Source organism: Pseudomonas sp. ACN5 (assembly GCF_002303975.1).
Lineage (GTDB): Bacteria > Pseudomonadota > Gammaproteobacteria > Pseudomonadales > Pseudomonadaceae > Aquipseudomonas > Aquipseudomonas laurylsulfatiphila.
Window position 1 is genome coordinate 34,283 of record NZ_MRCP01000021.1, and the last position, 20,853, is coordinate 55,135.

Consider the following 20,853-nt stretch of genomic DNA (forward strand, 5'->3'; position numbering starts at 1 on the left):
TCCACGCAGGCTCGACTACAAATGTAGCCGGTTTGCACGGCCACGCCGCCACATGGCTGGAGAAGGAGACAGACGCCCTACCCTCTGCGCTCAAAAATGGAAAGCCTTATATGGACGACGTCATGACGGCGATAAATGAGCTATACCCGCTAATTCCCCCCATTGCAGTTCTTCAACTCAGGAGTTTGGCAATGAAGCTCAAGACCTCTCTGGCAGCATTCATGGTCGCGGCAAGCCTTTTCGGCTGCGCCACTTCCTCGCACCACGGCGTGAACGTCAACCTGGTCGCCACCCGGCAAAACGCCGGTCAGATCGGTACCGTCACCTTGACCGACTGGGACAAGAAAACCGGGCTCAGTTTCTTCATCAGCGGTGCTCCAACCGGGGTCACCCTGCCCCTGCGTCTTTACTCGTTCATCAATAACGGCACCTGCGAGCAACCCGGATCAGTCGCCTACGCGATGAACGACACCGTCAACACCGAACGCCAACCCATACGCGGCTGGTCCTTTACCAGGACCGCGCCCGTGCCGTTGCAAACCTTGCTTGACGGCAAGTATTCGGTGGTCGTGCGAACGGCTGCGACCGATGGCAACGTCGATATCTTTTGCGGGGATATCAAGGCGACAGAGCCGGTGAAATAGCCCTGGCCAGTGCCGACCAGCCCACGCCCCGGTACCGCTCGTGCCACCGGTTGTCCGGTGCGGGCGGTGGCGTCGGGCGAACGGAAACGGGGCTAGCAGCAACAACCAGTAACAAACCTGTCATTACTCACTGATAACGTCCGACGTTTTCCCGAACCGCATCCGCTCGATCTCCGATCGCCAGTTCCCGGTACCAGGGCTTTGCCCCTCCGCTCAAGGTGACACTTCAGGTGTACGCAAGCACAACGCGCAAGCAAATCATCATCAGGTCCAACGACATGAGCTGCGACGACTTTGGCGCGTTGTTCTCGAACCTGTTCGGCAACCTGTATGCCGACTCCCCGCCACCGCCGAAAAACATCATCATCGGCGGGGTCTACGGCCGGCACGAAGGTGTCAGTTTTCGGCGCATGCACTATCGCGGCGACTTCACGGTGGACTTTCCCGCGCCTCTGGATGAAATCACCTTCGTCATTCCTACCGCCGGAAAGATCATCTTCAACCACGTCACCCAGTCGGTAGGTTTCGCGCAGATCGGCCTGGCGATCGACAAGGCCGAGGTCCGCTCGGCGCGCTTTGTCGATAACCACGCACAGCACGGGATTTCGATCAGCCGCCGGCTGATCACCGAGCGCCTGTCGACACTGCTGTGCAAACCCATCCTGCAAAAGGTGCATTTCGAACCGGTGGTGGATCTGAAGGCATCGGCCTTGCAGGGCATCAGGGCATTGATCGAACTGGCCACGGGCAGCGAGTTCGACCTGCTGATCAACAGCGGTTCACTGATGCCTTCGCGCCTTCGCGAAATGCTGGTCGATGCGGTGCTGGAAACCTGGCCGCACAACTTCACCGACGCCCTCCGGCGCCCTTCTCCACTGATAGCGCCGCGGCATGTGAAGCTGGCCGTCGAGTACATCCAGGCGCACCCCGACCACCTGGCCAGCGGCACGGAGTTGGCGCAATTGACCCATGTCAGCCTGCGCGCCTTGCAGGAAGGTTTTCAGCGTTCCATGGGTACTTCGATCGTTGCCTATCAGCGCCAGGTACGCCTGGAGCGCGCCTTTGCCGCGCTGTCCCAGGGGGCGGCGCCGTCGGTAACAGACGTAGCTCTGCAATACGGCTTCAGCAACGTCGGGCGGTTTTGCCAGTATTTCCAGAGTGCCTACGGCATCAGTCCTGCAGATGTGAGGAAGGGTGTGCGAACTCGGCCGATGGCGACCCATTGAGGGATTAGCGGGAGCGCTCGCGAAGGCGGAGTGACATTCAACATCCCTGTCGACTGACATGGCCTCTTCGCGGGCAAGCCCGCTCCCACAAAGTTTTGTGCTTGCCACATGATCCGGGCACGACACACAACCTGTGGGAGCGGGCTTGCCCGCGAAGGGGCCGCAAGACTCAATATCAATGTGCCTGTCAGATCACTATCGCAAGCCATCTCCCACAGCTTGCCTTGACTGATCGTCAGAACAGATAGCTGGCCTTCAGCCCGCCATTGAAGCCGTGGCTGTCGCCGCCACCGCTGGCGCCGATTTCTGCCCCCACGCTCCACGGTCCAAGGTTGGCCATGACGTTGACGCCACCGGTGAACTGGTCACGGTTGTCGAAGGCGGCCTGTTGTTCGATGTCCAGACCCAGCAGGTGCCCTTCGCTGTCGACTTCAGGGTCGCCCAGCACATGCTCGTAGCCCACTTGCACCCCCGGCACCAGTTGCCAGGCGCCCAGGTTGACCGGTGCAAAGGATGCGTTGAGGTTGGCCACCGCGCTCTTGCGGGTCTCGTGGATGCCATCGACGTCCAGCGCCAGCTCACTGCCTTTTTCCTGGAAGCCTGACAGATTGACGTGACTGATCCGCACACCGAGGCTTGGCTCGAGGGTCACGCCGTTCACCGGAACCCGGTAGCCCACGGCCAGGGTCGCGCCGGTGAGGTTGCCATGGCTGTCGCCCTTGGCCGTGCCCAGGCCGCCGCCGAGCTCTCGCTTGCTCTCGTAATCGAGATAACCGGCGCTGGCATCGGCATCCACAAACAGGCCGCGCTCCAGACCGTTCGGTGCAAAGCGGGCACCGACGCTGAAGAAGGTCAGGTCGGTATCGGCCTCGCCACCGGCGCCACCGACACTGCCGCGGCTGTAGCCGAAGCCGGCATGGGCGCTGAGCTGTTCGGAAAAGCGATGGGTCAGGCCAATCATCATGCCCTGGCTATGCTCGTTGCTGCTGGAGGCCTGAGAGGAGCCGTCGGTACCCAGATACCCCGCCAGGGCGGTGCTCCACAGGCGATATTGCCCGGTCTTGAGGTCGGTGCCGCGGGTGAAGGGCGCAGCGGCCTGATCGATCATCGCGCCCTGGCGCAGCAGGTAGCTGGCAGCGTCGGCATGCACCTGGCCGCCAACGGTGGACTCGACGCCCCCGAGGCTGTGCGCATCGATGGCCGATTGCAGGTAGTAGTTGTAGGCGCTGTAGGTGCCCGACAGGTTGCTGTTCTGCAGTTGTTGCAACAACTGCGCGCCGGCCGCAGCGTTGCCGGCCAGGTCCGCCGCGCCCGGCAGGCTGTTGTAGAACACCATCTTGCCGCGCAGCACGTAGAGGGTTTCCTGGGACAGGCCGAGGCCTTGCTTGAGGTAGTTGTCCATGGTGCCGTACTGCGCGGTCACCTGGTCCAGGCCGGCTTGCAGGTAGTTGGCCTCCACACCGATCAGCGGCCCATAGATGGTCGCCAGGCTTGGTGGTAACGCCGCCAGGGTCGCCCTGATGCGCTCGGCGGTGTAGTCGTTGGTCGCCAGGTAGTTGCTCATGATGGTGGCATCGTCGACCCCGGCGATGCTTTGCAGCACAGCGGCAGTCCAGCCCGTGCGGTCCTTGCCGGCGGTGCAATGGAACAGCGCGGCACCGTCGACTGCGGCCAGTTCATTGAACAGCTGGTTGAACTCGCTGCGCATCCCCGCGTTCCTGACGAAATCACGGTTGGTGTCTTGCATCATCGCGGTGGCTTCGGCGGCGCTGTGGAACGCGACGTTGGTGACGTTCGCGCCAGACGTGGAGCCGCCGATGATGTCGATGTTGGTGTAGGTCGCGCCCGTGAGCATTGTGTCGGGCGTGGCGGCGATCTCGGTGGGCGTGCGCAGGTCGTAGACCGCCTTGATGCCCAGGCCGTTGAGGGTCGCCAGATCCGCCGCCGAAGGCGTCAACGCGTTGGAGCGGTAAAACACCCCGCCACGCATCGTGCCGTCGTTGGTTGTGGTGTATGCCGTGGTGAGACCGGCGACATCGCGGAAGTTGTCGATGCTTTTCAGGCGTGGCGTGTTGAGGGGGACCGTCTCGGCCGCCTGGGCGGCAGCGATGGACAGGCTCAAAACAGACAGCGAACACACAAGTCGTTGGAACACAGTGCAGCCTCATTGGAGTCACGTTGGGCTGACCAATATCTACATTGCATTGACGCTGAACATGACAAATCGCCTGCAAACGCAAATCACTGCGCGATGTGTCCGGGTGGCTCGTTTTCTGTCCGTGCATGGCCCGGTGTGCGGCCAGCTTCAGTGCCGAAAACCCATGACAGGCCGGATGGGAAACGTGCTGCGCAATGTCCGGCGATCAAATGCCAGACGCAAAAAACCCGCTTTTCAGCGGGTTTTCGGCTTTTCTGAAACTGCTCGCTACTGCTGTGAACTCAATGGGTTTTTTTCGAGGTCGACAGCCCGGCTTTACTCAAGCCTTTGGTGTTGTGTTCACCCGGCGTCGAGGCCGAAATAGCCCTGGCCTTGGAGAGGCCGCGAGTGTCCTTGGAGTTGGCGATGCCTGAGGTCGTGGTGCCATGACCGTTGTCATCGTTGCGCTCACTACCGTAGTGGTTCCCGCTCAGGCCATGGTCGCGCACGGATTTGCCGGCATGGTCGCTGTCCAGCCCGTTGCCGCGGCCGTTACTGCCGGAGTGGCCTGTGCCGGCGTGTCCGCCACCCATGCCGCCGCCGTGGCCTGCGCCGTTTCCGCCGCCGTGGCCTCCACCGTTTCCGCCGCCATTACCACCCCCGTTTCCACCGCCGCCACCACCGTTTCCACCGCCGCCGCCACCGCCGTCCTTCGCGTAGGCGGAACCCATGATCGACAGGCCATCAGGCAGCAAAGGGGCGGCTGCAAGCATCATGGCGCATGACATTACAGCAACGAGACTCTTGTTTTTGAAAAGCATGATTGCTTCCGTAGGTGGTTGATATCGCGTGACGTATGACGCGATATCCCTCAAACAGTTCCAGCCCGACGACAGGCGGCTGGAAGTCCACTCACACATCAATCGAACACACCATTGAGAATTTCATAAACAAGCCCGGTGGCCAACGCGACCAGGATCAGATCCGTGCCGACTTGCTGCCACTCGTAACCGTCATAGTGAGGCAACCTGCCGACCAGTCGACCATCCAGCTTTTTGGCAATGCCCGGTGGAAGCGGCTTGCCTCGGGCAAGGTTCTTTTGAATACCCGGTGGCAAGGCAGGCCCGGGGCTCCAGTAGCCTGTGCTTGCGCCAATGATTTCGAGCACGCTGCTGCGATTGATGCTGGGACCATGACTCCAGTCCCCGCCGCCAGAATTCTTGTTCTTGTTGCCCTGGTTGCCCTGATTGCCATGGCTGGCCTTGTTGTTGCCCTGGCCGTTTCCTGGATCAGCCAGCGCAGTCACTGAGCCGCTGACCAGAGCCAGGCAGGTGATTGCTGCAATCAACGATCGAGACTTGTTCATGAGTCGTTCCTTCGTAGCGGGAATGTTCCCTGAAATTTAGACGCCATTTTCGATGTTGGTTCCATCGAGTCATCGAACGCAACGATCCGCTCATCCCGCTTGATACGTCGCAGATACATCAATGCGTGGCGCTGCTTCCCGATTGTTACCTCAGCGCCGCAGTTGTCACTTCTGCGCCACCGAACGGGCCAATAAAGTATGGCCGTCGGTGTGAAACAGGCTCGTCGACTTGTCGGCCCGCGCCAGCACCGATCCCCCCATCACGGAAGAGGTGAATCATGAGTTTCGTCAAAGTGGAAAAAAACCAGAGCAGCGCCCCGTCGGATGCCGACATGAAAAAAGCCATGGTCGAGTCGGGCGGCGCGCCGGGCGAGGTCACCGGGACCAATGCCGCCCGCACCCTGACCTACACCGGCGTGGTCAATCACACGGTGTACGAGAACAAGCTGATCGAGATCGCCAAAGGTAAACGCACCAGCTGGAACTTCGTCTGGGCCGATGCCCGGGCCGCCTGAGGTCAAAGCGGGGCGGCTGACCGGCTGCCCCGCTGACCCGGCCCCTGATACAACCCCGATACCCGCTTGTAACACCAAGACACTTAGCCGCCCTGCCCCTCGACCCTAGAGTGACACCGTCAATGGACTGCAGCGCCAAGCGTCAGCAGCCATTGTTTGCCCAACACACCACCAAGGAAGAGGGAAACCATGAGCAAGTCAATCGCTGTCAGCCAACAGAGCCAGCAGCTTCACAATGATGTGCAAGAAGCCGTCAAGTCGATCATGGGTGCAACGCAACTGAAGGCGTCGGATTACGGCCGGGTCCTGAGGTCGGCCCTGGCGGCTTCGCAAAAAACCGTCACCATCGAAATCGCCGCCGGCGACCTGACGCAGCTGAAGAAGTCCGGCTACAAGCTGTGCTTTGCCAAGAAGGTGGGTGACGCCGACTACAACGTGGTCTGGCAGTCCTATGACGCTTACCTGAGCAACAACGAGTTCAGCTGGACGCCTCAATATCAGCTGTTTGCGTCCAACCTGTTCAAGGCCAATGTGCAGGTCAAAGTCTCGACCAACATCGTCAATATCGGCCTGGGGCAAACATCGACACTCGATGAACACGGTCTGCTGAGTTCGGCGGTTACCGGGGGACCGAACATTTCCATGACCTTTGTAAACGACTACGCCCCCATCCATCCGGGTATCAACCAGCTCTCTACCGGCATTGATGGCACTCAGGTCAGCACGCCCATTTACGTTGCGGTGGATCAGGTGGTCACCGGTGAAACCGTGCTGACGCCGGTGGAAACCATCCTCGTGTGGTTCGAACAGAACGTACAGACCAGCACCATGTTCAGTACCTCACGCTCCAAGGCGATCGAAATCGACCTGACGTTCGATAACACCGCAGGTCGCCTTTACGAAGGCGGTCAGTGGAAAACCGTGTAACCGTCATACCGGGGCAACCTTACGGTTGCCCTTTCACTTCTCTTTACCCGTCGTGGCGAAGTAGCCCGTCAGCGAGCGACAGATCGACTGCGCGAGGTCCTCCTGGGTGGCGATGCCATAGGGTCGGTCACGATCGAACTGCGCCGACCAGCGAATCCGCCCCTGCGCCACATCCACCAGGCGCAATGACGCGCGCACCCGCGAAGGCTCGACCCGCACGCTGCCCTCCAGGCAATAGCTGTAACGCCCGCCACGCTTGAAGTCCGCTACCAGCTCACTGTTGCGTGCCACCCGCATCAACACATGATTGGTCCCGGTCTGCGCCTGCTCGAACGACTCGAACAGTCGGCAACTCAACTCCTCGCACAAGCCCCGCGCAAAGTCATTGCCATCGCGGGTGAGGCAGGTAAACGGCTGGATCTGGACCACAGGATGGCGCGTGCCGACGCCCTTGGGCCGCAGCCGCTGATAGGTCAAGCGATAACACCCGGGTGGAATGCTGAAGCGCACCGGGTCCTGCTGGCCGTTGCCGGCGTAATGCGCTGCGAGCTTGCGCCGCAAGCGCCCCACCTGCACCCGCACCACCGGATCGTCGCCGGTGCAATACACTGCCGGGTCACGACGAAACACCGCGATGCCGATGGCGTGTTCGGTCAGCGGCGTATTACAAGCCTGAAGGTCGTGCTCGACCAGAAAGCGCAACAGACTGCCCATGCGCCTGGATTTGGCAAACAGCGGGCTGACCAGCAACAGCGCCAGCACCCGCTCGATTTCTTCCCGATCGAGCGGCTCGGGAACCCCCGCCGCCGTCGAATCGGCCATGCTCATGATCACCATCGCCTGCCTCCGTGCAGGTTGCCGACAGGAATGGATGTCGCACTCCGTGATTACCCTCGCAGCGTGAGCAGGATTGGCGCTCGGGCACTGCAACGACCAAGCTTAGCAGCCGTGTTGATATCGGCAGGCAATTGCGATGGTAGCAACCCGCCATCCGACGAACGTTCAATCTTGACGTCCGAAAAACTTGTAGGACTTGCCCCTTTTTGGCGAGGGCGCTTGCTTCCGCCGGGCTGCGAAGCGGCCCTCATACCTTGCAACTCATTTCCTCAGACACTTCGCAGTGCCCGGTTTTACGGCGGCAGAGCCGCCGGACGGGAGCAAGCTCCCTCGCCACAGGGGGTATTGGGCGTCCTACAGGCCGGTTGCAGCGCTGGAAATCGACACCTAATGTGCGCCCGTCGCTGACTTGAGTTGGCGATTGGGTTTCGCAGCCCTGTAGATACGTGTAGTAACCTTGCAACCCACCAAACCACTGACGGTCGCATCTGCGCCCGTATGTCGTTTTATGGTGGCTGTGTGTGGGAGATCTTCGGATCTGCCGGGTTCCTCGTATCCTCGGTCTGCGAACCCGCACATAGCTACCACCCCATTCGATTCGCAGCGACCGGGAGTAGCTCTTCTTACAGATGCGAGGAAGTTTTACTTATGACCGCTAACAATCCGCAACGCCGCTTCACCCCCATGAAACAAATCGCCACCAGCTACCCCGTCCTCCTCATCGACAACGACGCCCCGCTACGCGAACTCCACAACTGCGCCGCCGAACGCCTCAACGCCGTCCTGCAATACCTCAACCTCATGGCCTGCACCAGCCTCCCCGACTACGCCGAAAACGACATCAACACCGTCAGCAATATTTCGCGGATTCTGCTGCAGGATGTACGGGATGTGTTTGGGGTGATTGAGCAGAGGGGGTTTGAGGTGCCGAAGAAGCAGTGACATTTTTCAAGCACAAAAAACCCGCATTTCTGCGGGTTTTCAATGGCCACCGTTCTGTTGGCTACAGCGGCCATCAGCAGACTGAGATGCAAAAAAACGATTATTGAAAAACGCCTAAACAATCCATCTCCCCGGCCGATTCATTTAGACTCGATTGTTGGCTCATGGGGCCAGGCCAAGCCCCATAACGGATATCCAAGACGCTTTTCATGAAAAAAATAATCAGTTATTTGCGAAATGGTTACTGGAAAAGATGGATTCGCCAACACAAATGCAAAGTGGCGGGCGGTGTATTGTCACTGCACAAAAGATCGACACTGACCATTGAGGAAGGCGTAACGCTTGGGCATGTGGTCATAGAGTCAAAAAAGCTCGAAATCGGTGCCCATACCTATATCCGCAGTGACTGCGTCCTTTCGGCGGTCTCCTCCATTGGCAGGTTTTGCTCCATTGGTAGCAGCTGTTTTATCGGCCAACAAAAAAGCTCGCATCCGTTGGACTGGCTCAGTTCACATCCCTTTCAATATACCGACACTGCGCTGATTTATGACCCGGAGGTTGCGGACATCACGATTGGGCATGACGTCTGGATCGGCCATAGCGCAATGATCCTGGAAGGTGTGAGCATAGGCACCGGCGCAGTCATCGCAACCCGCGCCCTGGTTGCCCATGACGTGCCACCGTACGCCATTGTTGCCGGCACCCCGGCAAAAGTCGTCAAGTATCGGCACACACCCGAGTTGATTGAGGCACTGATCAACAGCAAGTGGTGGGAGGTTGATGTCGAGGTACTCAAGACATTACCGCTCAATGATCCGCAAGCCACTTTGGCTCTGTTGGCCACCCTGCAGAAAGAAACACGCGCCGACTACCAACAGATCGAGATCACCCGCAAAGGGTGCAGTGTTTCGTCTTGAGCAGCGCAAATGACCAGCGCTGCACTTCAAGATGCCTGGCTATAACTCGATTCGAATGATAAAAAAACCCGCATCAAATGCGGGTTTTAAAGGCCGGTTCCTGATGAACCCTGCCCGAAAAGCGGTTATCAGAAGTTCGCCGGCGTGTTCGCGCTGATAATCTCCGCTTCATCCGCCCCGATGTTGCGAAACCTGTGCGGCAAGGTCGTCGGGAAGTAATAGCCATCCCCGGCATTCAGCACACTCACCTGGCCATCCACGGTCAACTCAACCGTGCCACGGGTCACCAGCCCGCACTCCTCGCCTTCGGAATGCACGATCGGCTCTTCGCCGGAGCTTGCGCCCGGTGCGTATTGCTCGCGCAGCAGGCGCATCTGCCGGCTCGGTACGGACGCGCCGATCAGCAGCAGGCGCAGGCCGTGGCGGCCGAGGTCGGGCTGTTCGTTGGCGCGGAAGACGTACTGGTGTTCGCGCGGTGGCTGATCGAAGGTGAAGAAGTCGGCCAGGGACATGGGGATGCCCTCCAGCAGTTTCTTCAGGGAGCTGACGGAAGGACTGACCCGATTCTGTTCGATCAGGGAGATGGTTGCATTGGTGACGCCGCTACGCCGGGCCAGCTCGCGCTGGGACAGTTTGTAGCTTTCGCGTACTAATTTGAGTCGTGAGCCCGTGTCCATGACAGCCTTATGTGCCAACCCGTAGGAGCGAGTGTGTTCGCGATTGCGATATTAGCCTCAACATTGATGTTGATTGAACTGGCGTTTTCGCGAGCAAGCTCGCTCCTACAGGGATAATGGAGGGGTGGAGTGCAGGCGCGGATCACGCCGTTTTCCGGTCCCGGAAACGTGAAAGGCGGCTATTAAATCACGTTTGTTGGTAATGCTCAGCAGGTTCGATAAACGGTGGAATAAAACAACCTGTGGGAGCGGGCTTGCTCGCGAAAGCGGTGTGTCAGGCGACATCTGTTTTGGCTGATATGGCCTCTTCGCGAGCAAGCCCGCTCCCACAGGGGACCGCGGTCTTTCCGGGATTAAAAAACCGGCGGCACCCTTTGGGGAGATGCCGCCGGCGAGGTAAGGCTTAGATGCCGAAACGGTCGCGCAGTGAGTAGTACACGGCGCCCAGGGCGGTCAGCGGCGCCGAGAAGGTGCGCCCGCCGATCATCGGCATGTGCGGCAAGGAGGCAAACGCGTCGAAACGCTCGGCGTCGCCACGGATCATTTCCGAGATCAATTTGCCGGCCAGGTGCGAGCAGGTGACGCCGTGGCCGCTGTAGCCCTGCATGTAGTAGGCGTTTTTCTCGATACGGCCGAATTGCGGCATGCGCGACATGGTCAGCAGGAAGTTGCCGGTCCAGCGGTAGTCGATCTTCACGCCCTTCAATTGCGGGAAGGTCTTGAGGATTTTCGGACGGATCAGTTGCTCGATGTCATTCGGTTCGCGCGCACCGTAGACCACGCCACCGCCGTAGAGCAGGCGGTTGTCCGCGGTCAGGCGGTAGTAGTCGAGCAGGTAGTTGCAGTCTTCGACGCAGTAGTTGTTCTTGATCAGGCTGCGGGCCTGCTTTTCCGACAACGGTTCGGTGACGACGATTTGCGAACCGCACGGCATGCTCTTGCTGGTCACGCGGTTGTCCAGGCCTTGCGGCAGGTAGGCGTTACCGGCGATCAGCAGGTACTTGGCCTTCACCACGCCTTTGGCCGTGCGCACGGTGATCGGCTCGCCGTAGGTGATTTCCACCGCCGCCGATTGCTCGTAGATCTTGCCGCCCAGGCCGATGATCGCCGAGGCTTCGCCGAGGGCCAGGTTCAGCGGGTGAATGTGGCCGCCCTGCATGTCCAGCAGGCCGCCGACGTAGGCATCGGAACCCACTTCGCGCTTGATGTCGGCTTCGCCGAGCAGTGTCAGGTTCTTGTTGCCGTAGCGCTCCCAGCTTTTCTTCTGCTCGGCCAGGCCCTTGAGTTGCTTCTTGTTCATCGCCGCGAAGATGCCGCCGGGACGGTAATCGCACTGGATGTCGTAGTGCTGTATGCGCTGACGAATGATGTCGGCGCCTTCGAAAATCATGCTGCCGAGCACTTCGGCGGTCTTGTCGCCGTAGCGCTCTTCGATGACATCGACGTCGCGGCTGTAGGAGTTGACCAGTTGGCCGCCGTTGCGACCGCTGGCGCCGAAGCCGACTTTGGCCGCTTCGAGCACGGTCACGCTGTAGCCCGCTTCGGCGAGGAACAGGGCCGAGGACAGGCCGGTGTAGCCGGCGCCGATCACGCAGACGTCGCAGTCCACGGCCCCTTCCAGCACCGGGAAATCGCCGGTGAAGTTGCGGGTGGCGGCGTAGTAGCTGTTTACATGCTGTTGATTGCTGGAGCTGTGTTTCATAAATTTCTCCGATGGCCGCCGCAGGTTGCCGGCGACCGCCGCTTTATTGTTGTTAGAGCTTGATCCAGGTCGCTTTGAGTTCGGTGTACTTGTCGAACGCGTGCAGCGATTTGTCCCGCCCGTTACCCGACTGCTTGTACCCGCCGAACGGCGCGGTCATGTCGCCACCGTCGTACTGGTTGACCCAGACGCTGCCGGCACGCAAGCCACGGGCGAAGGTATGGGCTTTGCTCAGGTTGCGGGTCCAGACGCCGGCGGCCAGGCCGAAGATGCTGTCGTTGGCAATCGCCAGGGCTTCTTCAGCAGTGTCGAAGGTGATGACCGACAGCACCGGGCCGAAGATTTCTTCCCGGGCGATGGTCATGGCGTTGGTCACGCCGTCGAAAATCGTCGGCTGCACGTACTGGCCACCGGTGTCTTCGAGGGTGCGGCTGCCGCCGGCGATCAGTTCGGCGCCCTGCTCCTTGCCGATGCCGATGTAGCGCAGCACGTTGTCCAGTTGACGCTCGTCGACGACCGCGCCAACGGTGGTTGCAGGATCGAGCGCGTGGCCCGGCTTCCAGGCTTGCAAGGCTTCCACCAACAATGGAATGAACGACTCGCGAATCGAACGCTCCACCAGCAGGCGCGAACCGGCGGTGCAGACTTCGCCCTGGTTGAAGGCGATGGCGCTGGCCGCTGCCTGTGCTGCCGCGCGCAGATCCGGTGCATCGGCGAACACCACGTTCGCGCTCTTGCCCCCGGCTTCGGCCCACACGCGTTTCATGTTGCTTTGCCCGGCGTAGATCATCAGCTGCTTGGCAATCGCCGTGGAGCCGGTGAAGGCCAGCACATCGACATCCATGTGCAAGGCCAGCGCCTTGCCCACGGTGTGGCCGTAGCCCGGCAGGACGTTGAACACGCCTTTCGGGATGCCGGCATCGAGTGCCAGCTGCGCGATGCGGATCGCGGTCAGCGGCGACTTTTCCGATGGTTTGAGGATGAAGGAATTGCCCATCGCCAGGGCCGGGGCGAATTTCCAGCTGGCCATGATCAGCGGGAAGTTCCACGGCACGATGGCTGCGACCACGCCGGACGCTTCGCGCGTCACCAGGCCCAACTGATCGTGGGGCGTGGCGGCGACTTCGTCGTAGATCTTGTCGATGGCTTCGGCGGTCCAGCGGATCGCGTTGGCGGTCGCCGGAATGTCGATGCTCATGGAATCGCTGATCGGCTTGCCCATGTCGAGGGTTTCGAGCAGGGCCAGTTCTTCCTGGTTCGCCAGGATCAGGTCGGCGAAACGGATCAGGATGCGCTTGCGCTCGGCCGGGGCCAGGTTGGCCCACACACCGGATTCGAAGGTGCGGCGCGCCACGGCGACTGCCGCATTGGCGTCGGCTTCGTCGGTGCTGGCGACGTTCGCCAGGAAACGGCCGTCCACCGGGCTTAAGCATTCGAACGTGGCGCCACTGGCGGCCGCGCAGTATTGGCCGTCAATGAATGCGCGACCTTCAATGGAGAGGGACTGGAAGCGTTGCTCCCAATCGCTGCGAGTGTTTGTCATGGTTGTGACTCGACGCAGGAAATAGATGGTTGCCGGAACTGAAGCCCGTCAGTTCAAGTTCTGAAATGCAATCCCTGTGGGAGCGGGCTTGCTCGCGAAGGCGCCGGCACATCCAATATTGATGTCACCTGACACACCGCTTTCGCGAGCAAGCCCGCTCCCACATTTGATTGTGTTGAACCGACCAATCAAACGGTGTGCAAGTACCAGTTGTACTCAAGGTCGGAGATGGAGTTCTCGAACTCGGCCAGCTCGCTTTCCTTGCACGCCACGAACACGTCGATGTACATCGGGTCGATGTAGCGCGCCATGACTTCGCTATCGTCCAGCTCGCGCAGGGCGTCGCGCAGGTTGTTCGGCAGGCTTTGCTCGTTCTGCTCGTAGCTGTTGCCTTCCACCGGGGCGCCCGGCTCGATCTGGTTGGTCAGGCCGTGGTGCACGCCGGCCAATACCGAAGCCATCAGCAGGTACGGGTTGGCGTCGGCGCCAGCCACGCGGTGTTCGATGCGCACGGCGTCCTTCGAGCCGGTCGGTACGCGCACGGCCACGGTGCGGTTGTCGATGCCCCAGCTCGGCGAGTTCGGCACATAGAACTGTGCGCCGAAACGACGGTACGAGTTGACGTTCGGGCAGAGGAACGCCATCTGCGCCGGCAGGGTCTCGAGCACACCGCCGATCGCGTGACGCAGCGCGGCGTTCTGCTCGGGATCCTCGCTGGCAAAGATGTTGTTGCCTTCTTTGTCGAGAATCGAAATGTGCACGTGCAGACCGTTGCCCGCCTGGCCCGGATACGGCTTGGCCATGAAGGTGGTGTCCATCTCGTGGTCGTAGGCGATGTTCTTCACCAGACGCTTGAGCAGGACCGCGTAGTCGCAGGCCTTGATCGGGTCAGCCACGTGATGCAGGTTGACTTCGAATTGCGCCGGGGCACTTTCCTTGACGATCGCGTCAGCCGGGATGCCCTGCTCTTTCGCGCCTTCGAGGATGTCTTGCAGGCAATCGACGTATTCGTCGAGGTCGTCGATCAGGTACACCTGGGTCGACATCGGACGCTTGCCCGATACCGGCGAACGCGGCGATTGCGGACGACCGTTCACGTTGTCCTGGTCGATCAGGTAGAACTCCAGTTCGAACGCGGCGCAGATGGTCAGGCCCATGTCGTCGAACTTGCGCACGACATTGGCCAGCACTTCACGCGGGTCGGCGAAGAAGGGCTCGCCTTCGAGTTCGTGCATGGTCATCAGCAGTTGCGCAGTCGGGCGCTTCTGCCAGGGTTCGATGCTCAGGGTGCCCGGGATGGGGTAGCAGATCCGGTCGGAGTCGCCGATGTCCAGACCCAGGCCGGTGCTTTCCACCGTGGAGCCATTGATGTCCAGAGCGAACAGAGACGCCGGCAGGTTGATGCCTTTCTCGTAAACCTTATGAAGACTGGTGCGCTCGATGCGCTTGCCGCGCACCACACCGTTCATATCCGCAATCAGAAGGTCGACGTACAAAACCTCAGGATATTTCTTAAGGAATGCGTTTGCTTCGTTGAGTTGAACGGTACGCAGAGGGACCGACATGATGCACCTATTTTTTACTGTTAATTATTATGTTCACCGCCCTTTCACGAGCCCAGTCAATCCGAAAGGCAAAGTGAAGTCAATAGCGAACACCTGGCCTTTCACCGTTTATTTTCGGGCCTCTCAGAAGGAAGAGAGTGCCAGATACGCCCTCAAACACGCGTAAATCCTGAAGATCGGACGTTCGGCGTTTAGAATTTTTTACATGAGAGTTGTTAATTAAAATCAACAAGGCTAAGCTCCAGAAAAGCTCGTTCAAGTGTGAAACTTCGAGGTGATAAAAATGGCATTCAAGCCATTGATCGGCGTTACTGCGTGCGTCAAACAGATTGGCCTGCACCCCTACCACATCAGCGGCGACAAGTACTTGCGTGCTGTCAGCGTTGCGGCGCTGGGGCTGCCTGTCGTTATTCCTTCCTTGGGCGACCTGACCGAAATCGATGACCTGCTGCCGCAGCTCGACGGTCTGTTGCTGACCGGCTCGCCGTCGAACGTGGAACCCTTCCACTATCAAGGCCCCGACAGCGCCCCCGGTACGGAACACGATCCGCAACGGGACCGCACCACCCTGCCACTGATCCGCGCAGCCATCGCTGCCGGCGTTCCGGTGCTCGGCATCTGCCGCGGCTTCCAGGAAATGAACGTGGCGTTCGGTGGCAGCCTGCATCAGAAAGTCCATGAACTTCCCGGCTTCCTCGATCACCGTGAGGCCAATCACCCGGACCTGGCCGTGCAGTACGCTGCGGCCCATGCGGTGAATGTGCAGCCCGGCGGCGTGTTCGAAGCCCTGGACCTGCCACCGGTGTTCCAGGTCAATTCGATTCACAGCCAGGGCATCGACCGCCTCGCGCCCGGCCTGCGCGCCGAAGCTGTCGCACCCGATGGCCTGATCGAAGCGATCTCGGTCGAACAGAGCAAAGCGTTTGCCCTCGGTGTGCAATGGCACCCGGAATGGCAGGTTCTGAACAACCCGCCTTACTTGAGTATTTTCCAGGCGTTCGGCGAAGCCTGCCGGCAACGGGCGGCGCTGCGTCACTCGCGCTGACGACCCGACACCCACATTCAACGATTAACTGCCCAACGCGAGCGGGCAGGCGCCTTTGCGTGCCCCGTTCGCGAAAACAACACACTGCAATAACAACAAGTACGACCCAGGCAGCCAGGATGGCGGCGCCGAATAAACCCGGCCGGAATGCAATGCCGGTCAGCCAGATGCAGTCCCCCTGTGGGAGCGGGCTTGCTCGCGAAGGCGGCGACACAGTCAACACAGATGTCGCCTGACACACCGCTTTCGCGAGCAAGCCCGCTCCCACAGGGGCCTGCGTTGAACTGACGGACATCGTCTGATCCGGGTTTGCAATCCACTATTAAGCCGGGCCGTGTTGGCCGGGCGACTGAAACCTGTTGGGAGTTTCACATGGCAAACGCCTCCAGCATTTACAGGAAGGCTATTGAAGGTCACCAGGCACCGAAAAAGGTGTTGGTGAAAGTCGATCGCGTCACCAAGAAATTCGACGAAACCACCGCAGTGGACGATGTGTCCCTGGAAATCCACCAGGGTGAAATCTTCGCCCTGCTCGGCGGTTCCGGCTCCGGCAAATCGACCCTGCTGCGCATGCTCGCCGGTTTCGAGCGCCCGACCGAAGGCCGGATTCTGCTCGACGGTGTCGACATCACCGACATGCCGCCGTACGAACGACCGATCAACATGATGTTCCAGTCCTACGCGCTGTTCCCGCACATGACGGTGGCGCAGAACATCGCCTTCGGCCTCAAGCAGGACCGTTTGCCAGCGGCCGAGATCGAAGCCCGGGTGCAGGAGATGCTGCGTCTGGTACACATGACCCAGTACGCCAAGCGCAAGCCGCACCAACTGTCCGGAGGCCAGCGTCAGCGCGTGGCCCTGGCCCGTTCCCTGGCCAAGCGTCCGAAACTGCTGCTGCTCGACGAACCGATGGGCGCCCTGGATAAAAAGCTGCGCTCGCAAATGCAACTGGAGCTGGTGGAAATCATCGAGCGCGTGGGCGTGACCTGCGTGATGGTGACCCACGACCAGGAAGAGGCCATGACCATGGCCCAGCGCATCGCGATCATGCACCTGGGTTGGATCGCCCAGATCGGCAGCCCGGTCGACATCTATGAAGCACCGGTCAGCCGCATGGTCTGCGAATTCATCGGCAACGTGAACGCTTTCGAAGGCACCGTGGTGGAAGACCTGGAAGGTCACGCGATCATCCACAGCCCGGACCTGGAACAGAAGATCTACGTCGGTCACGGCGTCAGCACCTCAGTGCAAGACAAGTCGATCACCTACGCGATCCGCCCGGAAAAAATGCTGGTCAGCACCGTCAAGCCGGACAACCGCTACAACTGGTCCAGCGGCAAGGTGCATGACATCGCCTACCTGGGCGGGCACTCGGTGTTCTACGTCGAGCTGCCTGGCGGCAAGATCGTCCAGTCGTTCATGGCCAACGCCGAACGCCGTGGTGCACGTCCGACCTGGGACGATCAGGTCTACGTGTGGTGGGAAGACGACAGCGGCGTGGTACTGCGCGCATGAAAACCTTCAATCAGCAATTCCTCAGGTGGGTCCCCAGCGGGCGCAAGTTCGTCATCGGGATTCCATTCATCTGGCTCTTCCTGTTCTTCATGTTGCCGTTCTTCCTGGTGATGAAGATCAGCTTCTCGGAAGCGGCCCTGGCCATTCCGCCCTACTCGGAGATCTACACCTTCGCCGAGCAGAAATTCCAGCTGTTGCTCAACATCGGCAACTACACCTTGCTCGGCCAGGACGAGCTGTACCTCTCGGCTTATCTCGGTTCGTTGAAGGTCGCGCTGTTCAGCACCCTGATGTGCCTGGTGATCGGCTTCCCAATGGCCTACGCCATCACCAAGGCCAGCAAGGAAGCGCAGAACGTGCTGATGCTGCTGATCATGATGCCGACCTGGACCGCGATCCTGATCCGCGTGTATGCGTGGATGGGCATCCTGAGCAACAACGGCCTGCTCAACGGGTTCCTGATGTGGACCGGGCTGACGTCGCAGCCGATCGAGATCCTCAACACCAACATGGCTGTTTACATCGGCGTGGTGTATGCGTACCTGCCGTTCATGGTGCTGCCGCTGTACGCCAACCTGGTCAAGCACGACCAGAGCCTGCTGGAAGCCGCGTCGGACCTGGGTTCGAGCACCTTCAACAGCTTCTGGAAAATCACCGTGCCGCTGGCCAAGAACGGCATCATCGCCGGCTGCATGCTGGTGTTCATTCCGGTGGTCGGTGAGTTCGTGATTCCGGAACTGCTGGGCGGTCCGGAAACCCTGATGATCGGCCGTGTGTTGTGGCAAGAGTTCTTCAACAACCGCGACTGGCCGGTGGCGTCTGCCCTGGCGGTGGTGATGCTGTTGATCCTGATTGTGCCGATTCTGCTGTTCAACCGCAGCCAGGCCAAAGAGATGGAGGCACGGGGATGAAACGCTTCGGATTTTCAAAGTTCATGCTGATTTTCGGCCTGTCGTTTATCTACCTGCCGATGCTGATCCTGGTGATCTACTCGTTCAACGCCTCGAAGCTGGTGACGGTGTGGGGTGGCTGGTCGTTCAAGTGGTACGCCGGTTTGCTCGACAACTCGCAACTGATGGGTTCGGTAGTGCGCTCGCTGGAGATCGCCTGCTACACCGCCATCGCGGCGGTGGCGCTGGGTACCCTGGCAGCATTCGTGCTGACCCGCGTCACCCGCTTCAAGGGGCGCACCCTGTTCGGTGGCCTGGTCACCGCGCCGCTGGTGATGCCTGAGGTGATCACCGGTCTGTCGCTGTTGCTGCTGTTCGTGGCCATGGCGCAGTTGATCGGCTGGCCGATGGAACGCGGCATCGTGACGATCTGGATCGCCCACACCACGTTTTGTGCCGCTTATGTTGCGGTGGTAGTCTCCGCCCGCCTTCGCGAGCTGGACCTGTCCATCGAGGAAGCGGCCATGGACCTGGGCGCGAAACCGTTCAAGGTGTTTTTCCTGATCACCATTCCGATGATCGCGCCGTCACTGGCGGCCGGCGGCATGATGTCGTTCGCCCTGTCGCTGGATGACCTGGTGCTGGCGAGCTTCGTCTCCGGCCCGGGTTCCACGACCCTGCCGATGGAAGTGTTCTCGGCGGTACGTCTGGGGGTCAAGCCCGAGATCAACGCCGTGGCCAGCCTGATCCTGTTGGCCGTGTCGATCGTGACCTTCATGGTCTGGTACTTCAGCCGCCGTGCCGAAGCCTCCCGCAAACGCGCGATCCAGGAAGCCATGGACCAGACCGCCAGCGAATCCTGGCAACAACCGAAAAAGCAGATGGCGGCGGCCACCGCCTAATGCCGCCCCCTGTAGGAGCGAGCTTGCTCGCGATGGACGTAAACGATGACGTGGGCTGTCTGAAATAACGCGCCGTCCTTATGTTTTTCGCGAGCAAGCTCGCTCCTACAAAGGAGCGCTCTCGCCACAAATGTTTGCTATGTGTTTTTGAATAAAAAAGAAATGGAGTTGTACCGATGAAAATGTTTGGCAGGACTCTGCTGACACTGTCCTTATTGGGCGCGATCGCCACCGGCGCCCAGGCCAATGACAAGGTTCTGCGCGTCTACAACTGGTCGGATTACATTGGCCCGGACACCGTCAAGAAGTTCGAAGACGAGACCGGCATCCAGGTGACCTACGATGTGTTCGACAGCAACGAAACCCTCGAGGCGCGCCTGCTGGCGGGCAAATCCGGCTACGACATCGTCGTGCCGTCCAACAGTTTCCTGGCCAAGCAGATCAAGGCCGGCGTCTACCAGACGCTGGACAAGTCGAAGCTGCCGAACTGGAACAACCTCAATCCGGTGCTGCTGAAAAACGCCTCCGCGAGCGATCCCGACAACGCTCACGCCATCCCGTACATGTGGGGCTCGATCGGCATCGGTTTCAACCCGGCCAAGGTCAAGGAAGTGCTCGGCGCCAACGCCCCGACCAACTCCTGGGACCTGCTGTTCAAACCGGAAAACGCCGAGAAGCTCAAGGCCTGCGGCATCAGCTTCCTCGACTCGCCGACCGAAATGATCCCGACCGCCCTGCACTACCTGGGCTACCCGGTGAACGATCAGGACAAACAGCACATCGCCCAAGCCCAGGCGCTGTTCATGAAGATTCGCCCGAACGTGGCGTACTTCCATTCGTCGAAATACATCTCGGACCTGGCCAACGGCAACATCTGCGTGGCCGTCGGTTACTCCGGCGACGTGCTGCAGGCCAAGGCCCGCGCCCAGGAAGCCGGGGACAAGGTGAAGATCGACTACAGCATCCCGAAAGAAGGCGCCGCCAGTTTCTACGACATGCTCGCGATCCCGCGCGATGCCGCCAACGTCGAGAACGCGTACCTGTTCATGAACTTCCTGATGCGCCCCGACGTGATCGCCGACATCACCAACAACATCGGCTACAGCAACGCCAACGCGGCAGCCACGCCACTGGTCGATGAAGCGATCCGCAACGAACCAGGTTCCTACCCGTCGGAAGCGGTGATGGCCACGCTCTATGCCGTACCGGACCAGCCGATCGCCATCCAGCGGATCATGACCCGAGGCTGGACCAAGGTGAAACTCGGCCAGTAATCCAGGACATCACCGACCTAATGTGGGAGCGGGCTTGCTCGCGAAGAGGCCATCACATTCAACATCAATGTTGACTGGCACATCGCCTTCGCGAGCAAGCCCGCTCCCACATTGGGCAGGTGGGTGTTCAACAATTTCCGTTCACGCAGCGCCTTACCACCGCTGCCTCTCCTGCAAGTAGAACGGCCTCACCTGGCTCCCTCGGTTCAGGTGAATTTGGCGCCCTCGG

Annotated in this window: 19 protein-coding genes and 1 pseudogene; 12 read left to right on the top strand and 8 right to left on the bottom strand. The window is 60.2% G+C overall.

Annotated elements, in window-relative coordinates:
- Nucleotides 1-191: 191 nt before the first annotated feature.
- On the top strand, nt 192-644 hold the full coding sequence (locus tag BSF40_RS28105) for a hypothetical protein (RefSeq protein WP_095967774.1): 453 nt from the start codon (nt 192-194) through the stop codon (nt 642-644).
- Nucleotides 645-922: 278 nt separating this feature from the next.
- Nucleotides 923-1,870 (top strand): AraC family transcriptional regulator, encoded by a 948-nt coding sequence (locus tag BSF40_RS28110; RefSeq protein ID WP_256589611.1) that lies wholly within the window; start codon nt 923-925, stop codon nt 1,868-1,870.
- A gap of 235 nt (nt 1,871-2,105) precedes the next feature.
- Here the strand turns inward: BSF40_RS28110 and BSF40_RS28115 are convergent, their stop codons facing one another.
- The 3 genes from BSF40_RS28115 to BSF40_RS28125 form a co-directional block, all read right to left on the bottom strand.
- Complete coding sequence (locus BSF40_RS28115) at nt 2,106-4,025, bottom strand: tyrosine-protein phosphatase (protein WP_095967776.1); 1,920 nt, start codon at nt 4,023-4,025, stop codon at nt 2,106-2,108.
- Nucleotides 4,026-4,309: 284 nt separating this feature from the next.
- A complete protein-coding gene (locus tag BSF40_RS28120) occupies nt 4,310-4,828 on the bottom strand; it encodes a hypothetical protein (RefSeq protein ID WP_095967777.1) in 519 nt (172 codons plus the stop codon).
- 98 nt (nt 4,829-4,926) lie between these two features.
- Entirely contained in the window at nt 4,927-5,373 is a 447-nt protein-coding gene (locus BSF40_RS28125) for an anti-virulence regulator CigR family protein (protein WP_095967778.1), read from the bottom strand.
- 278 nt (nt 5,374-5,651) lie between these two features.
- Here BSF40_RS28125 and BSF40_RS28130 point away from each other — a divergent pair, with 278 nt between their 5' ends.
- Complete coding sequence (locus BSF40_RS28130) at nt 5,652-5,888, top strand: hypothetical protein (protein WP_095967779.1); 237 nt, start codon at nt 5,652-5,654, stop codon at nt 5,886-5,888.
- 189 nt (nt 5,889-6,077) lie between these two features.
- Entirely contained in the window at nt 6,078-6,815 is a 738-nt protein-coding gene (locus BSF40_RS28135) for a hypothetical protein (protein WP_095967780.1), read from the top strand.
- Between the two features lie 33 nt (nt 6,816-6,848).
- Here the strand turns inward: BSF40_RS28135 and BSF40_RS28140 are convergent, their stop codons facing one another.
- Nucleotides 6,849-7,652 (bottom strand): hypothetical protein, encoded by an 804-nt coding sequence (locus tag BSF40_RS28140; RefSeq protein ID WP_095967781.1) that lies wholly within the window; start codon nt 7,650-7,652, stop codon nt 6,849-6,851.
- Between the two features lie 648 nt (nt 7,653-8,300).
- On the opposite strand from BSF40_RS28140, the gene BSF40_RS28145 reads away from it, so the two are divergent.
- Both BSF40_RS28145 and BSF40_RS28150 read left to right on the top strand, forming a co-directional pair.
- A complete protein-coding gene (locus BSF40_RS28145; RefSeq protein ID WP_095967782.1) occupies nt 8,301-8,594 on the top strand; it encodes a fructose-bisphosphate aldolase in 294 nt (97 codons plus the stop codon).
- Between the two features lie 209 nt (nt 8,595-8,803).
- Nucleotides 8,804-9,511 (top strand): CatB-related O-acetyltransferase, encoded by a 708-nt coding sequence (locus BSF40_RS28150; protein ID WP_172435768.1) that lies wholly within the window; start codon nt 8,804-8,806, stop codon nt 9,509-9,511.
- 128 nt (nt 9,512-9,639) lie between these two features.
- On the opposite strand, the gene BSF40_RS28155 is transcribed toward BSF40_RS28150, so the two are convergent.
- The 4 genes from BSF40_RS28155 to BSF40_RS28170 form a co-directional block, all read right to left on the bottom strand.
- The gene (locus BSF40_RS28155) at nt 9,640-10,188 is read right to left on the bottom strand and encodes a cupin domain-containing protein (RefSeq protein WP_007975263.1); all 549 of its coding nucleotides are present in this window, start codon (nt 10,186-10,188) and stop codon (nt 9,640-9,642) included.
- 403 nt (nt 10,189-10,591) lie between these two features.
- Entirely contained in the window at nt 10,592-11,890 is a 1,299-nt protein-coding gene (locus BSF40_RS28160) for an FAD-binding oxidoreductase (RefSeq protein ID WP_095967783.1), read from the bottom strand.
- Nucleotides 11,891-11,942: 52 nt separating this feature from the next.
- Complete coding sequence (locus tag BSF40_RS28165; RefSeq protein ID WP_095967784.1) at nt 11,943-13,433, bottom strand: aldehyde dehydrogenase; 1,491 nt, start codon at nt 13,431-13,433, stop codon at nt 11,943-11,945.
- A 188-nt stretch (nt 13,434-13,621) separates the two neighbouring features.
- A complete protein-coding gene (locus tag BSF40_RS28170) occupies nt 13,622-14,998 on the bottom strand; it encodes a glutamine synthetase family protein (RefSeq protein ID WP_007975260.1) in 1,377 nt (458 codons plus the stop codon).
- Nucleotides 14,999-15,281: 283 nt separating this feature from the next.
- Here BSF40_RS28170 and BSF40_RS28175 point away from each other — a divergent pair, with 283 nt between their 5' ends.
- The 6 genes and pseudogenes from BSF40_RS28175 (at nt 15,282) to BSF40_RS28195 (ending at nt 20,624) form a co-directional block, all read left to right on the top strand.
- Nucleotides 15,282-16,043, top strand: coding sequence for a gamma-glutamyl-gamma-aminobutyrate hydrolase family protein (locus tag BSF40_RS28175; protein WP_095967785.1), 762 nt, complete (start codon nt 15,282-15,284; stop codon nt 16,041-16,043).
- Between the two features lie 147 nt (nt 16,044-16,190).
- A pseudogene (locus tag BSF40_RS33250) lies at nt 16,191-16,328 on the top strand (metal ABC transporter ATP-binding protein); the annotation flags it as partial.
- A gap of 87 nt (nt 16,329-16,415) precedes the next feature.
- Nucleotides 16,416-17,558 (top strand): polyamine ABC transporter ATP-binding protein, encoded by a 1,143-nt coding sequence (gene potA, locus BSF40_RS28180; RefSeq protein ID WP_095967786.1) that lies wholly within the window; start codon nt 16,416-16,418, stop codon nt 17,556-17,558.
- Nucleotides 17,555-18,469 (top strand): ABC transporter permease subunit, encoded by a 915-nt coding sequence (locus tag BSF40_RS28185; RefSeq protein WP_095967787.1) that lies wholly within the window; start codon nt 17,555-17,557, stop codon nt 18,467-18,469. The genes potA and BSF40_RS28185 overlap by 4 nt, the downstream gene beginning before the upstream one ends.
- Complete coding sequence (locus BSF40_RS28190) at nt 18,466-19,350, top strand: ABC transporter permease subunit (protein WP_095967788.1); 885 nt, start codon at nt 18,466-18,468, stop codon at nt 19,348-19,350. Before BSF40_RS28185 ends, BSF40_RS28190 begins: the two co-directional genes overlap by 4 nt.
- 176 nt (nt 19,351-19,526) lie before the next feature.
- Nucleotides 19,527-20,624 (top strand): polyamine ABC transporter substrate-binding protein, encoded by a 1,098-nt coding sequence (locus tag BSF40_RS28195; protein WP_095967789.1) that lies wholly within the window; start codon nt 19,527-19,529, stop codon nt 20,622-20,624.
- Nucleotides 20,625-20,853 lie beyond the last annotated feature (229 nt).

Coding starts and splice junctions, on each gene's coding strand:
- BSF40_RS28190 (WP_095967788.1), top strand. CDS start 18,466: ATGAAACGCTTCGGATTTTCAAAGTTCATGCTGATTTTCGGCCTGTCG.
- BSF40_RS28125 (WP_095967778.1), bottom strand. CDS start 5,373: ATGAACAAGTCTCGATCGTTGATTGCAGCAATCACCTGCCTGGCTCTG.
- BSF40_RS28145 (WP_095967782.1), top strand. CDS start 8,301: ATGACCGCTAACAATCCGCAACGCCGCTTCACCCCCATGAAACAAATC.
- BSF40_RS28135 (WP_095967780.1), top strand. CDS start 6,078: ATGAGCAAGTCAATCGCTGTCAGCCAACAGAGCCAGCAGCTTCACAAT.
- BSF40_RS28165 (WP_095967784.1), bottom strand. CDS start 13,433: ATGACAAACACTCGCAGCGATTGGGAGCAACGCTTCCAGTCCCTCTCC.
- potA (WP_095967786.1), top strand. CDS start 16,416: ATGGCAAACGCCTCCAGCATTTACAGGAAGGCTATTGAAGGTCACCAG.
- BSF40_RS28160 (WP_095967783.1), bottom strand. CDS start 11,890: ATGAAACACAGCTCCAGCAATCAACAGCATGTAAACAGCTACTACGCC.
- BSF40_RS28175 (WP_095967785.1), top strand. CDS start 15,282: ATGGCATTCAAGCCATTGATCGGCGTTACTGCGTGCGTCAAACAGATT.
- BSF40_RS28195 (WP_095967789.1), top strand. CDS start 19,527: ATGAAAATGTTTGGCAGGACTCTGCTGACACTGTCCTTATTGGGCGCG.
- BSF40_RS28155 (WP_007975263.1), bottom strand. CDS start 10,188: ATGGACACGGGCTCACGACTCAAATTAGTACGCGAAAGCTACAAACTG.
- BSF40_RS28110 (WP_256589611.1), top strand. CDS start 923: ATGAGCTGCGACGACTTTGGCGCGTTGTTCTCGAACCTGTTCGGCAAC.
- BSF40_RS28150 (WP_172435768.1), top strand. CDS start 8,804: ATGAAAAAAATAATCAGTTATTTGCGAAATGGTTACTGGAAAAGATGG.
- BSF40_RS28120 (WP_095967777.1), bottom strand. CDS start 4,828: ATGCTTTTCAAAAACAAGAGTCTCGTTGCTGTAATGTCATGCGCCATG.
- BSF40_RS28130 (WP_095967779.1), top strand. CDS start 5,652: ATGAGTTTCGTCAAAGTGGAAAAAAACCAGAGCAGCGCCCCGTCGGAT.
- BSF40_RS28185 (WP_095967787.1), top strand. CDS start 17,555: ATGAAAACCTTCAATCAGCAATTCCTCAGGTGGGTCCCCAGCGGGCGC.
- BSF40_RS28140 (WP_095967781.1), bottom strand. CDS start 7,652: ATGGTGATCATGAGCATGGCCGATTCGACGGCGGCGGGGGTTCCCGAG.
- BSF40_RS28170 (WP_007975260.1), bottom strand. CDS start 14,998: ATGTCGGTCCCTCTGCGTACCGTTCAACTCAACGAAGCAAACGCATTC.
- BSF40_RS28105 (WP_095967774.1), top strand. CDS start 192: ATGAAGCTCAAGACCTCTCTGGCAGCATTCATGGTCGCGGCAAGCCTT.